Here is a 12,989-nt window from a genome sequence, read left to right on the forward strand (position 1 = left end):
TCCCCGCCTCTCCCCGGAGGGTTGGCCGTGTGACGGGGGTGCTGAGCGGGTTCGCGGTGATCGCGGTCGTCATCGGGGTGGGCTATGTGCTGGGGCGTCGTGGCACGCTCGGCGCGCAGGGTGGTGAGGTGCTGACGCGGCTGGCCTTCACGGTGGCGGGCCCCGCGCTCCTCTTCACGACGCTCGCGCGCGCCGACCTCTCGGTCCTCTTCTCCGCCCGCCTGCTGGTGACGGCGCTCAGTACGGCCGCCGTGTCCGGGGTCTTCGTGGCGGCCGGCGTGCTACGACGCTGGGGTGTGGGCCGTACGACCATCGGCGCCCTGTGCTCCGGTTACGTCAACTCGGGCAATCTCGGCATCCCGATCGCGGCGTACGTCCTGGGCGACGCGTCGCTGGTGGCGCCGGTGCTGCTCTTCCAGGTCGTCCTGGTGGCCCCGGTCGCGCTCACCGTCCTGGACCTGTCCGGCATGGGCGAGAAGGGCGCGGTGTGGCGGCGCCTGCTGACACCGCTGCGGAATCCGATAGCGGTGGGCTCGTTGTCGGGGGTCGTGGTGTCGGCGGCGGGCTGGACGGTCCCCGGCCCGCTGATGAACCCCCTCACGCTGATCGGCAACATGTCCGTCCCGGCGGCGCTGCTCGCCTTCGGCATCTCGCTGCACGGCAGTTCGGCCCCGGGCCGGGGGCGGGACCGTCAACCGGTCCTGCTGTCCGTGGCGTTGAAGGCACTGGGTCAGCCGCTCGTGGCCTGGGCCCTGGCGCGCGGCGTCTTCGGCCTGCACGGCGCACCCCTGCTGGACGTGGTGGTGACCTCGGCACTCCCGGCCGCGCAGAACCTGTTCACGTACGCCTGCCGCTACCGCGTGGCCGAGGGCCTGGCCCGGGAGTCGATCCTGCTGTCGACGGTGGTGTCGGTGCCGGTTCTGGTGGGGGTGGCGGCGGTGCTGGGGTGACGTCCGGTCAGTCGACGGGGAACTCGCCGGTGTCGATCGTCAGGTCGAACGGCGCGGGGAGCTTGATAGGATCGCCGAACTTCACTGCACTGAGGACCCGGTAGACATCGCCCTTCGGCTCCCCGTAGAGAGTCGCGGTGGGGCCGCCGGGGGCCCAGCGGTCGATGAGGAGGTAGAGCGGGATGCCTGCCGTGGCGTAGGCGGCGGCCTTGCTGACGCGATCATGGCGGGCGTTGGACCTGGAGGTCACCTCGACGACCAGTTCGGCGAGGGCGGCGGGGATGTAGGAGTCCGTCTCCGGGGTCTCCTGCACCGGCGTCACCAACAGGTCCGGAATGAGCATGCCCAGCCGTGACGGTACGGCGATCGACTGAGTCTGGAAGATTTCCCAGTCCTCAGGGATCACGGAGTAGAGGCGACGCTGGATGCGGGCCGCGATCACATTGTGGCGGAACGCGGGAGAAGGTGACACGGTGATGATCCCCTCGATGATCTCCACCTTGCTGCCCTCGGGCCATTCCATCTCCTCCCAGTACCGGACGAGGTCGTCCCAGTTCTGGTCGGGGTCCTGGCTCACGGTGAGTGCGCTCATGGCGGTTCTCCTATCGGTGCGTCACCGATCCCAGCATGCCGAAGGGGACCGGCGGCGGTCCACCGGTCCCCTTCACCCGAAAGGGAAATCCCCTGGTCAGGCGATACGTTCCAGCACCACCGGCGACGGCGTGAAGTCCGTACCCGCCGCTGCGATGTCGTAGGAGCCCTCCACCGCCTGCAGGGCGTACTCGAAGCGCTCCGGGGTGTCGGTGTGCAGGGTCAGCAGCGGCTGGCCCTCGGTCACCGTGTCGCCCGGCTTGGCGTGCATCTCGACGCCCGCGCCCGCCTGCACCGGGTCCTCCTTGCGGGCGCGCCCGGCGCCCAGGCGCCAGGCGGCGACGCCGATGTCGTAGGCGTCCAGGCGGGTCAGGACGCCCGACGACGGAGCCTTGATCACGTGCTGTTCCCTCGACGTGGGCAGCTCGGCGTCCGGGTCGCCGCCCTGGGCCGCGATCATCCGGCGCCAGACGTCCATCGCCGAGCCGTCGGCCAGGGCCTTCGCCGGGTCGGCGTCCTTGATCCCGGCGGCGTCCAGCATCTCCCGGGCCAGGGCGACGGTCAGCTCGACCACGTCCGCCGGGCCGCCGCCGGCCAGGACCTCGACCGACTCGCGGACCTCCAGGGCGTTGCCCGCCGTGAGGCCGAGCGGGGTGGACATGTCGGTCAGGAGGGCCACCGTCTTCACGCCGTGGTCGGTACCGAGGCCCACCATCGTGGACGCCAGTTCCCTCGCGTCCTCGATCGTCTTCATGAAGGCGCCCGTGCCGACCTTGACGTCCAGCACCAGGGAGCCCGTGCCCTCGGCGATCTTCTTGGACATGATGGAGGACGCGATCAACGGGATCGCCTCCACCGTGCCGGTCACGTCACGCAGGGCGTAGAGCTTCTTGTCGGCGGGCGCCAGGCCGTCGCCCGCCGCGCAGATCACCGCGCCGGTGGTGTCCAGGACGTGCAGCATCTCCTCGTTGGACAGCAGGGCGCGCCAGCCGGGGATCGACTCCAGCTTGTCCAGGGTGCCGCCGGTGTGGCCGAGGCCGCGGCCGGAGAGCTGGGGGACGGCGGCGCCGCAGGCCGCCACGAGGGGCGCCAGGGGCAGGGTGATCTTGTCGCCGACACCGCCCGTGGAGTGCTTGTCGGCCGTCGGGCGGGACAGGGCCGAGAAGTCCATGCGCTCCCCGGAGGCGATCATGGCCGCTGTCCAGCGGGCGATCTCGCGGCGGTTCATGCCGTTGAGCAGGATCGCCATGGCGAGCGCGGACATCTGCTCGTCGGCGACCTCGCCGCGGGTGTACGCGTCGATGACCCAGTCGATCTGTTCGTCGGTCAGCTCGCCGCGGTCCCGCTTGGTACGGATGACGGAGATGGCGTCCATGGCCATGGCTGAGGGCTTCCTTCCGGGAGGTGCGAAGGGTACGGCCCCCTGCGCTGATGCGGGTCAGGGGGCCGTACGGCGTTACTTGGTGAGATTCTCCGGGCCGAAGGCCTGGGGCAGCATCTCGGACAGCGTCAGGACGCCCGCGGGGGTGTCCAGGAGGAGGTCCGGGCCGCCGAACTCGTACAGCAGCTGACGGCAGCGGCCGCACGGGACCAGCAGGGCGCCCTCACCGTCCACACAGGTGAAGTGGGTCAGGCGCCCGCCGCCGGTGCGCTGCAGGTCCGAGACCAGGCCGCACTCGGCGCACAGCCCGAGGCCGTAGGAGGCGTTCTCGACGTTGCAGCCGGTGACCGTGCGGCCGTCGTCGACCCGGGCCGCCACGCCGACCGGGAAGCCGGAGTAGGGGGCGTACGCGTGGGTCATCGCCTCCCGCGCCACCTCCCGCAGCGCCTCCCAGTCGAAACCGGCGGCTTGCCGCGTCACTTGCCCTGGCCCTTCCGGTAGCGCATGCCGTCCGCCTTCGGCATCCGCAGGCGCTGCGCCGACAGGGACAGCACGAGCAGGGTGACGACGTACGGGGTGGCGCCCACGAAGTCGCTCGGGACCTCGTCGGTGAGCAGGTACCAGACCAGCACCAGCGCGGCCATGACCAGGCTGAGCACGCCCTGCAGCATCGCCTTGCGGTACAGCTTCCAGCCTGCCAGAGCCACCAGCAGGACGACCAGCAGGAGCAGCAGCGCGTGCACGGTGGTACCGCCGTTGCGCAGCTGGAGCGCGTCGGAGTAGCCGAACAGGCCGGCGCCCATCGCCAGGCCGCCCGGGCGCCAGTTGCCGAAGATCATCGCCGCGAGGCCGATGTAGCCGCGGCCGCCGGTCTGGCCCTCCAGGTAGGTGTGCGAGGTGACCAGGGCGAGGAAGGCGCCGCCGAGGCCGGCGAGGCCGCCGGAGACGGCGACGGCCGCGTACTTGTAGGTGTAGACGTTGACGCCGAGCGACTCCGCGGCGGTCGGGTTCTCACCGCAGGAGCGCAGCCGCAGACCGAACGGGGTGCGCCACAGGATCCACCAGCTGGCGACGAAGAGCAGCGCGGCCAGGACCGTGATCACGGACAGGTGGGTGACCAGCCCGCCGAGGATGCCGGCGAGGTCGGAGACCAGGAACCAGTGGTGGTTCTCGATCGTGTGCAGGCCGTCGGAGAGGCCGGGCACGGTGACGTCGGGCAGCGAACCGACCGGCGGGGACTGCTTGGGGTTGCCGCCCGCGTTGGCCGCGGCACCGCCGGCGAAGAACAGCTTGGCGAGGTACTGGGTGGCACCGAGCGCGAGCAGGTTGATCGCGACACCGGAGACGATGTGGTCGACGCCGAAGGTCACGGTGGCGACGGCGTGCAGCAGGCCGCCGAGGACGCCGAAGCCGATGCCGGCCAGCAGGCCGAGCCAGGGGCTGGACTGCCAGCCGACCCAGCCCGCGCCGAAGGTGCCGAGGATCATCATGCCTTCGAGGCCGATGTTGACCACACCGGCGCGCTCGGACCACAGGCCGGCGAGACCGGCGAGGCCGATCGGCACGGCGAGCCCGAGGGCGGCGCTGACCTGCCCGGCCGAGTCGAGGTCCTGCGAGCCGGTGATCATGCGGACGGCGGCCAGGAGCAGCAGCGCCCCCGCGACGATGACGAGGATCTGGCCGAGGGAGCGGCCCGAGCGCTGCGGCGCGCCCGCCGCCCTGGGTGCCGCGGGCGGCGGCGTGTCGGTCATCGTGGCAGTCATCACGCCACCTCCTGCTTCTTCGACGTGGCGGCGGCCTGGGCGGCGAGTTCGGCGCCGACCTTCTGCTGCTGGCGCTTGAGGCCGTAGCGGCGTACGACCTCGTAGGCGATGACGACGCACAGCACGATGACGCCCTGGATGACGCCGAGGATTTCCTTGTCGTAGCCCTGGAATTCCAGGTGGTTGGTGGTGCGCTCCAGGAAGCCCCAGAGCAGGGCGCCGATCGCGATGCCGATCGGGTTGTTACGGCCGAGCAGCGCGATGGCGATGCCGGTGAAGCCGATGCCGGTCGGGAAGTCGCTGCTGAACTGGTAGCTGTCGTTGAGCAGGGTCGGCATGCCGATCAGGCCGGCCACCGCACCCGAGATGATCATGCTGGTGACGACCATCTTCTTCACCGACACACCGCTCGCGGTGGCCGCGCTCTCGGACTGGCCGACGGTGCGCAGGTCGTAGCCGAACCGGGTGCGGCCGAGCACGAACCAGTACGCGATGCCGACGAACACGGCGATGAAGATGAAGCCCCACAGCACGCCGGCCGGGCCGGTGTCGATGGTGAAGAAGTGCGAGGCCGACGGCAGCGGCTTGGTGGCGACGACGGTGCCGCCCTGCTGGAGCTGGGCCAGCTTTCCGGGCTGCAGCAGGTAGGCGATGATCGCGGTGGCGATCGAGTTCAGCATGATCGTCGAGATGACCTCGCTGACGCCGCGGGTCACCTTGAGCACGCCCGCGATGGCCGCCCACAGGGCGCCGGTCGCCATCGCGCAGATGAGGATCAGCAGGATGGAGAGCCAGCCGGGCAGGGCCAGCGCACCGCCGAGGACCGCGGCGAAGAACGCGGCGAGCCGGTACTGGCCGTCGACGCCGATGTTGAACAGGTTCATCCGGAAGCCGATGGCCACCGAGACGCCCGCGAGGTAGTACGTGGTCGCCTTGTTGAGGATGTAGACCTGGCTGTCGCTGGCGAAGCCGTAGGTCAGCATGTCGTTGAAGGCGGGACCGGGGTTCTTGCCGGTTCCGAGGATCACCAGGGCGGTGACGACGAGCGCGGCGACGACCGCCAGCACCGGCGCGGCGATGCCGAGGAACAGCCGCTCCTTGTCGATCCGTGAGGTCAGCTTGTTCATCGCTCGTCGTCCTCTGTGTGCTCCAGGTGGCCGGTGGCCGCACCCGTCATGGCGGAGCCCAGCTCTTCGGGGGTGATGGTGGCGGGGTCGGCGTCGGCGACCAGGCGGCCGCGGTACATCACCCGCAGGGTGTCGGAGAGGCCGATCAGCTCGTCCAGGTCGGCGGAGATCAGCAGTACGGCCAGGCCCTCGCGGCGGGCCTCGCGGATGTAGTCCCAGATGGCCGCCTGCGCGCCGACGTCCACACCGCGGGTGGGGTGGGCGGCGATGAGCAGCTTGGGGTTGTGGCTCATCTCGCGGCCGACGATCAGCTTCTGCTGGTTGCCGCCGGACAGCGAGGCGGCGGTCACGTCGATGCCGGGGGTGCGGACGTCGTACGCCTCGACGATCCGCTCGGTGTCGGCGCGGGCCGCCTTGATGTCGAGGAGCGCGCCGCGCGAGTTGGGCTTCTCGGTGACGTGGCCGAGGATGCGGTTCTCCCACAGCGGGGCTTCGAGGAGCAGGCCGTGGCGGTGGCGGTCCTCGGGGATGTAGCCGATGCCGGCCTCGCGGCGGTCGCGGGTGGCGGAGTGCGAGATGTCGGTGCCGTCGAGCGTGATCACGCCGGTGTCGGGGTGGCGCATGCCCATGATCGCCTCGACCAGTTCCGACTGGCCGTTGCCCTCCACGCCGGCGATGCCGAGGACCTCGCCCTTGTGGATGGTGAAGGAGATCTGGTCCAGGATGATCCGCTCGATGCCCTCCAGGTCGGTCTGCGCGAGGTGCAGGCCTTCGACCTTCAGCATCGGGACGTCCGTGACGGTGGACTCCGCGGTCTCCGGGGTGGGCAGTTCGCTGCCGACCATCATCTCGGCGAGCTGCTTGGGGGTGGTGTGGGACGGCTCGGCCGTGCCGACCGTCGTACCGCGCCGGATGACGGTGATCTCGTCGGCGACGGAGAGCACCTCGCCCAGCTTGTGGGAGATGAAGATGACGGTGAGGCCCTCGGCCTTCAGCTCGCGCAGGTTGTCGAAGAGGGCGTCGACCTCCTGCGGTACGAGCACGGCCGTCGGCTCGTCCAGGATGAGGGTCTTGGCGCCTCGGTAGAGGACCTTGAGGATCTCCACGCGCTGGCGGTCGGCGACGCCCAGCTCCTCCACGAGCACGTCCGGGCGGACGTTCAGGTGGTACGCGTCGGAGATCTCCTTGATCTTCGCGCGGGCCTTGCCGCCGATGCCGTACAGCTTCTCCGCGCCGAGGACGACGTTCTCCAGCACGGTGAGGTTGTCGGCGAGCATGAAGTGCTGGTGCACCATGCCGATGCCGCGGGCGATGGCGTCGCCGGGGTTGTGCAGGACGACCTGCTCCCCGTTGATCGTGATGGTGCCCTCGTCCGGCTGCTGCATGCCGTAGAGGATCTTCATCAGGGTGGACTTGCCGGCGCCGTTCTCACCGCACAGGGCGTGGACGGTGCCCGTGCGGACCGTGATGTCGATGTCGCGGTTGGCGACGACGCCGGGGAAACGCTTGGTGATGCCGCGCAGTTCGACGGCAGCGGGAGGGCTGGACGCGTTGATGGCGCACTCTCCTCGGGGAAAGGGGCTGCGTGGGGGAGGTGGCAGGCGTCGGCGACGCTAGCGCGGCAACTCCGCGCTACACGCGTAGAGTTGACACATTGTTATGGCTCGGCGAGGGCCGCTGGAACGGCTTTCCCTCGCCGAGCCGAGGTCCTACGAGCCGGTCGGAACCGTCGGTCGGAACCTACCGTCGGAACCGACCGGAACCGTCAGTGGCCCGGGGTGGTCTTGACCTTGATCTTGCCGTCGACGATGTCCTTCTTCGCGGCGTCCAGCTTGGGCTGGATGTCCTTGATGAAGCCGCCGCTGGTGGCCAGCGAGACACCGTCCTTGGCCAGCGAGTAGACGTTGTTGCCGGTCAGCGGCTTGCCGTCCTTGACGGACTTGATGAAGTCGTACACACCGACGTCGACGTTCTTGACCATCGAGGTCAGGATCGAGCTCTTGTACTGGGCGAGACCCGGGATGTTGTACTGGTCGGAGTCCACACCGATGGCCCAGGCACCCTTGGCGCCGTGGACGGCCTCGATCGCGCCGTTGCCCGAAGAGCCGGCGGCCGTGTAGATGACGTCGGCACCCTTGTCCAGCATGCCCTGCGCGGCCTGCTGGCCCTTGTCGGGGCTGGAGAAGCCGGAGAAGTCCTGGCCGTGGGACAGGTACTGGACGTCGACCTTCACCTTCGGGTTGGTGGCCTTCACGCCCTGCTCGTAACCCGCCTCGAACTTCAGGATCAGCGGGTTGTCGACACCGCCGATGAAGCCGACGTGGTCCTTCTTGGTCTTCAGCGCGGCGGCGACACCGGCCAGGTAGGAGCCCTGCTCCTCGGTGAAGGTGATGCTGTTGACGTTCGCACCCTTGACGACCGAGTCCACGATGCCGAAGTTGGTCTTCGGGTACTTCGCGGAGATCTTCTCCACGGCCGGGGCGTAGGAGAAACCGACGGCGACGATCGGGTTGTAGCCCGCGTCCGCCAGGTCCTGCAGGCGCTGCTCGCGGTCGGCCTCGGTGTCGGAGGTCTTCGCGGTCAGCTCCTTGATGGAACCGCTGAAGTCCTTGACGGCCTTGTCGGCACCGCGCGCGGCGGAGTCGTTGAAGGAACGGTCACCACGGCCGCCGACGTCGTAGGCGAGGCCGATCTTGACACCCTTGCCGCCGCCGGAGGACGACGGGCTGGTGTTGTCGGAGGACGTGCTGCCACACGCGGTGGCAGTCAGTGCGAGGGCTGCGGTGGCGGCACACGCAGCGGAAAGCTTGGCTACCCGGCGCACGGGAAGGCTCCTTCACCTGACCTGAGCGCCGTGTCGGCGCTTGATGTGAGCACCATGCCAGTGCTCGGGCCGGAACGCCCCATCGGCGTCGGCTTCGCGGCATCGTAACGCGCGTAGATGTCGCAAAAAACCCCCTCTCGAAGCCGTTATCGATTCGAGGCAAACAGCATCTGAACTCGGGCTCTCGGCCCTCTCATGCCGTTGTCGCACACCGTGTTCGAATGGCTTGCGAGCGTGTTGCGCCGGCCAGGGGAACGGCCCCCGCGGGGGCCGCGTGCTCAGCCCTGTACCCCGTTCGGCTCCAGGAAGGCCGCCGCCGTGAACATCTCCACGCCGACCTTGATCGCGTCCTCGTCGGCGTCGAAGTCGCCCTGGTGGAGATCGCGCACCGTGCGCTCGCCGGGCCGGCGCACCCCGAGCCGGGCCATGGCGCCGGGCACCTGCTCCAGATACCAGGAGAAGTCCTCGCCGCCGAGGCTCTGCTCGGTGCTCTCGACGGCGTCCCGGCCGCGCCGTGCGGCCATCGCCCGGCGCAGCAGCTCGGTGGACTCGCGGTCGTTGACGACCGGCGGCACGCCGCGCACATAGGTGATCTCGGACTTGGCCCGGTGCAGGGTGGCGACCTCGTCGATGGCGGCGTGCACCATGTCCGGGGCCTGCCGCCAGGCCTCCAGGTCCAGGCAGCGCACGGTCCCGGACAGCTCGGCGTGCTGCGGGATGACGTTCGGCGCGTGGCCGGACTCGATCCGTCCCCAGGTCAGCGCCAGTCCGGCCCGGGTGTCCACCCGCCGGGCGATCAGCGCGGGCACGTCGACGGCGACCCGGGCGGCCGCGGTGACCAGGTCGGTGGTCAGATGCGGCCGGGCGGTGTGCCCGCCGGGTCCGTCAAGGGCGATCTCCAGCCGGTCGCACGCACTGGTGATCGCCCCGTGCCGCAGCCCGATCTTCCCGGCGTCCACCCGGGGGTCGCAGTGCACGGCGAGGATCCGCTCGACCCCCTTCAGCACCCCGTCCTCGATGGCGTCCAGGGCACCGCCGGGCATGACCTCCTCGGCGGACTGGAAGAGCAGCCGCACCGGCCGGGGCAGCAGCCCCTTGGCGTGCAGGTCGGCGAGGACCAGGCCGGTGCCGAGCACCACGGTCGTATGCACGTCATGACCGCACGCGTGCGCCCGGTCGGGCACGGTCGACCGGTACGGGCAGTCCGTCTTGGTGTCCGGGATGGGCAGGGCGTCGATGTCCGCGCGCAGCGCGAGCAGCGGTATGGCCGACCGCTCACCCTCCGCGAGCCCGATGTCACACACGAGTCCGGTGCCCTTGGCGAGCACCCGGGGCCGTAGCCCCGCCTGCTCCAGCCGCTCCTTGATCGCGGCGGTCGTACGGAACTCCTGATTGCCCAGCTCAGGGTGCATGTGCAAGTCGCGACGGAAGGCGACGAGTTCGGCGTGCAGGGCATCGCTCAGCACACCGGGGAGCACATCCCCCGCGAGGCCGGCCTCGGACTCTAGGGACATCAATTGCTTCACCCTCTGAAGGGTAGGACGCCCGGCTGGTCAACTACCCCTCGATCAACAAAAGTTCAGCCCGTTAGGGGAAGAAAATCTGACCGGCGGACGCATGGCGGCGGACTCTGATGGGTAAAACCCTTCTTTCCTCCTTCCACGCATACCACGCCTCGGCACAGTCACGCTCGTCATGTCCACGAACCGGACCCCAGCGCGACCCGGGTACCCCTAGGCCCTGTCGTCACATTCCCGTCGTCCGCCCGCCGGGCAGGCGGGAATGTGACGACAGGGCCTAGGGTCCGCACACGTGACCGACGAGACCGAGACCTTCCTGCGGACGACCCGCATCTCCTACGACGCGATCGCCAGGGACTACGCCGCCCAGTTCCCGGCCGGTGACCGGCATCCGCTGGACCGCACCCTGATCACCGCCTTCGCCGAACTGGTCGGGCAGGCCGGCCCCGCCCCCGTGGCCGACCTGGGCAGCGGCCCCGGCCACGTCACCGCGCTCCTGGACGAGCTGGGCGTCCCGGCCTTCGGCGTCGACCTCTCCCCCGCGATGGTGGCCCTGGCCCGCGACACCTACCCCGAACTGCGCTTCCACATCGGCTCGATGACGTCCCTCGACCTGCCGGACGCCACCCTGGGCGGCATCCTCGCCCTGTACTCGACGATCCACGTGCCCGACACGCACCTGCCGGCGGCCTTCGCGGAATTCCACCGCACCCTGCTGCCCGGCGGCCACGCCCTGCTCGCCTTCCAGACGGCCTCCGAGCCCGGCCACCTCCATCTCCCGGAGCGCTTCGGCCACGAGATCGATCTCGACTACTACTGGCGCACCCCGGACCGGATCGCCGGCCTGCTGGTGGAGGCGGGGCTGGAGCTGGTGGCGACGGTCCGCCGGGAGCCGGCCGGGGAGGAGAAGCGCCCACGGGCGTTCGTGCTGGCCCGCAGGCCCGCCGGCGGATCATGAGCCCGGCCTACTCCTCCGCCGGTACGGCCTTGCCCCAGACGGTCACGTCCCGTGTCACCCGTGGAGCCGGAGGGACGCCCGCTCGCCGACGGCCGCACGTGTTCAGCGAGCCGTGCTCCCCCTGGTCGAGCAGGGCCATCCGGATGCCGTAGTCGTCCACCGAGCAGGTGCGTCCGCCGCAGGACACGCTGAGATCCTCGGTCGAGGAGCGGCGCGGCACCAGGGGCCGGTCGGCGACTGCGCGGGCCAGGCGGTCCGGGTGGGGGCCTGGTGCGCACCGGGCAGGTGGGCGTGCGGCACGGCGGCCTGTCCGGGGATAGGAGGGGCGGCCGTGGCCGTGGGCGGATACCCGAGGTGCTGAGGTACGGCCGCGACCGTCGGCGGACACGGGGGCGCGGCAGACGCGGCCGCCAGGGACGCCGGGGACTGCTGGGGCGCCGGGGCTGCTGGGGCGCCGACGGTGTGGGCGCCGGAGGCTGCGCGGCAGGGGCGGGCGCCGGGGACTGCGGGGGCGCGACAGGGGCGGGCCCCGGGGGCTGCGGGGGCGCGACAGGGCCGGGCCCCAAGGACGGCGAGGGCGCCGCCGGTGTAGGCGCCGGGGCTGCGCGGCAGGGGCGGCCCCCGAGGACGCCGGGGGCTGCTGGCGCGCCGACGGTGTGGGCGCCGGGGACTGCTGGGGCGCCGCGGGTATGGGCGCCGGGGCCTGTGTATGCGGGGTCGGTGGGGAGAGGGGAGCCTTGTAGCGCTCGGTGAGGGTCGCGGTCATCGCGCTCGGCAGCCAGTCCCCTCGTGCACGATCCGGTAGAGCACGGCGTGCGAGGGGCCGTCGCCGTGGGCGGGCCTGCCCAGCGCCGCGAAGACCGCGATCTGCCCGAGGGCGAACACGTCGGACGGCGGGCCCACGGTCCGGCCCGCCGCCTGCTCCGGCGACATGAACGCGGGCGTGCCGACCGTGACGCCGCTGCCGGTCAGCGCGGTGCTGTCGGCGGCGCGGGCGATGCCGAAGTCGATGACGCGCGGGCCGTCGGCGGCCAGCAGGACGTTGGCGGGCTTCAGGTCCCGGTGCACGATGCCCGCGCCGTGCACCGCCTGGAGCGCATCGGCCACCCCGGCGGTGAGCAGCAGGACGGCCGGGGCGGGCGGCGCTCCGTGCTCGGCGACCGCCGCGGCGAGGCTGGGACCGGAGACGTACGCCGTCGCGAGCCAGGGCTGCGGGCCTTCGGCGTCACTGTCGATCACCGGGGCCGTATACAGGTCCTGTACCCGTTCGGCCGCCGTTCGCCTGCTCCCCCCGAAGTCCGGCTCTGATCCGCGGCAAGGACCTTGGGCCCTAGAAGTGCTCGACCTCTTGGCCGTCGGGGACCTTGTAGCAGCCGGAGACAACGGTCAGGCTCAGCTTGGGCGGGTCGTTCTTCGCCATCTGGACGATGTTGACACCGACCTTCTTCGCGTCGTTGTCGGCGGTCAGGTTGATGTTCTTGTTCCTGCTGGTGTCCGGGCCGTAGTCGACGATCTTCCACCCGTGCTTCGGCAGCTCCCGCTTGAGTTGCCGCATCGCGTCGTCGAGTTCGCTCGCCGACGCGGGGTAGAAGCTCCAGGGGTGGAAGATCCGGAAGTAGGTGTCCCGGTCCTTGCCCGCACACTCCTCCACCCCCGCCCGGCTGTCGGACGCCTTGCCCTTGACGCTGATCAGGTCGTAGAGACCGCTGGAGATCTTCTCCACGGCGTCAGCGGCGTCCTTCGACGTACTCACGCCGGCGAACGGGACCTTGCCGGAGTCGTTGCCGTTGTCACTGTCAGTCATGCTGCATCCGGTGAGGGTAGTGAGCGCAAGGGGCACGGCGACCGCGAGGACGGCCATCTTGATCTTCACGT

13 protein-coding genes are annotated in these 12,989 nt (G+C 70.5%); 2 read left to right on the top strand and 11 right to left on the bottom strand.

The window, feature by feature from the left end; all coding sequences use genetic code 11:
* Positions 1–29 precede the first annotated feature (29 nt).
* On the top strand, positions 30–950 hold the full coding sequence (locus ABT171_RS02130) for an AEC family transporter (RefSeq protein WP_351238766.1): 921 nt from the start codon (positions 30–32) through the stop codon (positions 948–950).
* Positions 951–957: 7 nt separating this feature from the next.
* On the opposite strand, the gene ABT171_RS02135 is transcribed toward ABT171_RS02130, so the two are convergent.
* The 8 genes from ABT171_RS02135 to ABT171_RS02170 all read right to left on the bottom strand — a co-directional run bounded on the left by ABT171_RS02135 (position 958) and on the right by ABT171_RS02170 (position 10,150).
* A complete protein-coding gene (locus ABT171_RS02135; RefSeq protein WP_351238768.1) occupies positions 958–1,542 on the bottom strand; it encodes a Uma2 family endonuclease in 585 nt (194 codons plus the stop codon).
* Between the two features lie 96 nt (positions 1,543–1,638).
* Positions 1,639–2,916 (bottom strand): thymidine phosphorylase, encoded by a 1,278-nt coding sequence (locus ABT171_RS02140; RefSeq protein WP_351239115.1) that lies wholly within the window; start codon positions 2,914–2,916, stop codon positions 1,639–1,641.
* A gap of 81 nt (positions 2,917–2,997) precedes the next feature.
* Positions 2,998–3,402 carry a cytidine deaminase gene (locus ABT171_RS02145; protein WP_351238770.1) on the bottom strand — a complete coding sequence of 135 codons (405 nt, stop codon included), beginning with the start codon at positions 3,400–3,402 and terminating at the stop codon, positions 2,998–3,000.
* On the bottom strand, positions 3,399–4,685 hold the full coding sequence (locus ABT171_RS02150; protein ID WP_351238772.1) for an ABC transporter permease: 1,287 nt from the start codon (positions 4,683–4,685) through the stop codon (positions 3,399–3,401). Before ABT171_RS02150 ends, ABT171_RS02145 begins: the two co-directional genes overlap by 4 nt.
* Positions 4,685–5,812 carry an ABC transporter permease gene (locus ABT171_RS02155; protein WP_351238774.1) on the bottom strand — a complete coding sequence of 376 codons (1,128 nt, stop codon included), beginning with the start codon at positions 5,810–5,812 and terminating at the stop codon, positions 4,685–4,687. The genes ABT171_RS02150 and ABT171_RS02155 overlap by 1 nt, the downstream gene beginning before the upstream one ends.
* Positions 5,809–7,335 carry an ABC transporter ATP-binding protein gene (locus ABT171_RS02160; protein ID WP_351239117.1) on the bottom strand — a complete coding sequence of 509 codons (1,527 nt, stop codon included), beginning with the start codon at positions 7,333–7,335 and terminating at the stop codon, positions 5,809–5,811. The genes ABT171_RS02155 and ABT171_RS02160 overlap by 4 nt, the downstream gene beginning before the upstream one ends.
* 242 nt (positions 7,336–7,577) lie before the next feature.
* Positions 7,578–8,636: a BMP family lipoprotein gene (locus ABT171_RS02165; RefSeq protein WP_351238776.1), complete on the bottom strand. Its 1,059-nt coding sequence runs from the start codon at positions 8,634–8,636 to the stop codon at positions 7,578–7,580.
* A 278-nt stretch (positions 8,637–8,914) separates the two neighbouring features.
* The gene (locus tag ABT171_RS02170) at positions 8,915–10,150 is read right to left on the bottom strand and encodes an amidohydrolase (protein ID WP_351238778.1); all 1,236 of its coding nucleotides are present in this window, start codon (positions 10,148–10,150) and stop codon (positions 8,915–8,917) included.
* A gap of 298 nt (positions 10,151–10,448) precedes the next feature.
* Between ABT171_RS02170 and ABT171_RS02175 the strand changes: the two genes are divergently transcribed.
* Positions 10,449–11,114 (top strand): class I SAM-dependent DNA methyltransferase, encoded by a 666-nt coding sequence (locus ABT171_RS02175; protein ID WP_351238780.1) that lies wholly within the window; start codon positions 10,449–10,451, stop codon positions 11,112–11,114.
* Between the two features lie 7 nt (positions 11,115–11,121).
* Here the strand turns inward: ABT171_RS02175 and ABT171_RS02180 are convergent, their stop codons facing one another.
* The 3 genes from ABT171_RS02180 to ABT171_RS02190 all read right to left on the bottom strand — a co-directional run bounded on the left by ABT171_RS02180 (position 11,122) and on the right by ABT171_RS02190 (position 12,918).
* Positions 11,122–11,301 carry a hypothetical protein gene (locus ABT171_RS02180; protein WP_351238782.1) on the bottom strand — a complete coding sequence of 60 codons (180 nt, stop codon included), beginning with the start codon at positions 11,299–11,301 and terminating at the stop codon, positions 11,122–11,124.
* 575 nt (positions 11,302–11,876) lie between these two features.
* The gene (locus tag ABT171_RS02185) at positions 11,877–12,353 is read right to left on the bottom strand and encodes a serine/threonine-protein kinase (protein WP_351238784.1); all 477 of its coding nucleotides are present in this window, start codon (positions 12,351–12,353) and stop codon (positions 11,877–11,879) included.
* A gap of 91 nt (positions 12,354–12,444) precedes the next feature.
* A complete protein-coding gene (locus tag ABT171_RS02190; protein WP_351238786.1) occupies positions 12,445–12,918 on the bottom strand; it encodes a hypothetical protein in 474 nt (157 codons plus the stop codon).
* Positions 12,919–12,989 lie beyond the last annotated feature (71 nt).

The organism is Streptomyces sp. NPDC001851 (assembly GCF_040297165.1).
GTDB lineage: Bacteria > Actinomycetota > Actinomycetes > Streptomycetales > Streptomycetaceae > Streptomyces.

Bases quoted from the DNA above. Each gene is read 5' to 3' on its own strand.
- ABT171_RS02140 (WP_351239115.1), bottom strand. From the start codon at position 2,916: ATGGACGCCATCTCCGTCATCCGTACCAAGCGGGACCGCGGCGAGCTG.
- ABT171_RS02150 (WP_351238772.1), bottom strand. From the start codon at position 4,685: ATGACTGCCACGATGACCGACACGCCGCCGCCCGCGGCACCCAGGGCG.
- ABT171_RS02170 (WP_351238778.1), bottom strand. From the start codon at position 10,150: ATGTCCCTAGAGTCCGAGGCCGGCCTCGCGGGGGATGTGCTCCCCGGT.
- ABT171_RS02135 (WP_351238768.1), bottom strand. From the start codon at position 1,542: ATGAGCGCACTCACCGTGAGCCAGGACCCCGACCAGAACTGGGACGAC.
- ABT171_RS02155 (WP_351238774.1), bottom strand. From the start codon at position 5,812: ATGAACAAGCTGACCTCACGGATCGACAAGGAGCGGCTGTTCCTCGGC.
- ABT171_RS02190 (WP_351238786.1), bottom strand. From the start codon at position 12,918: ATGACTGACAGTGACAACGGCAACGACTCCGGCAAGGTCCCGTTCGCC.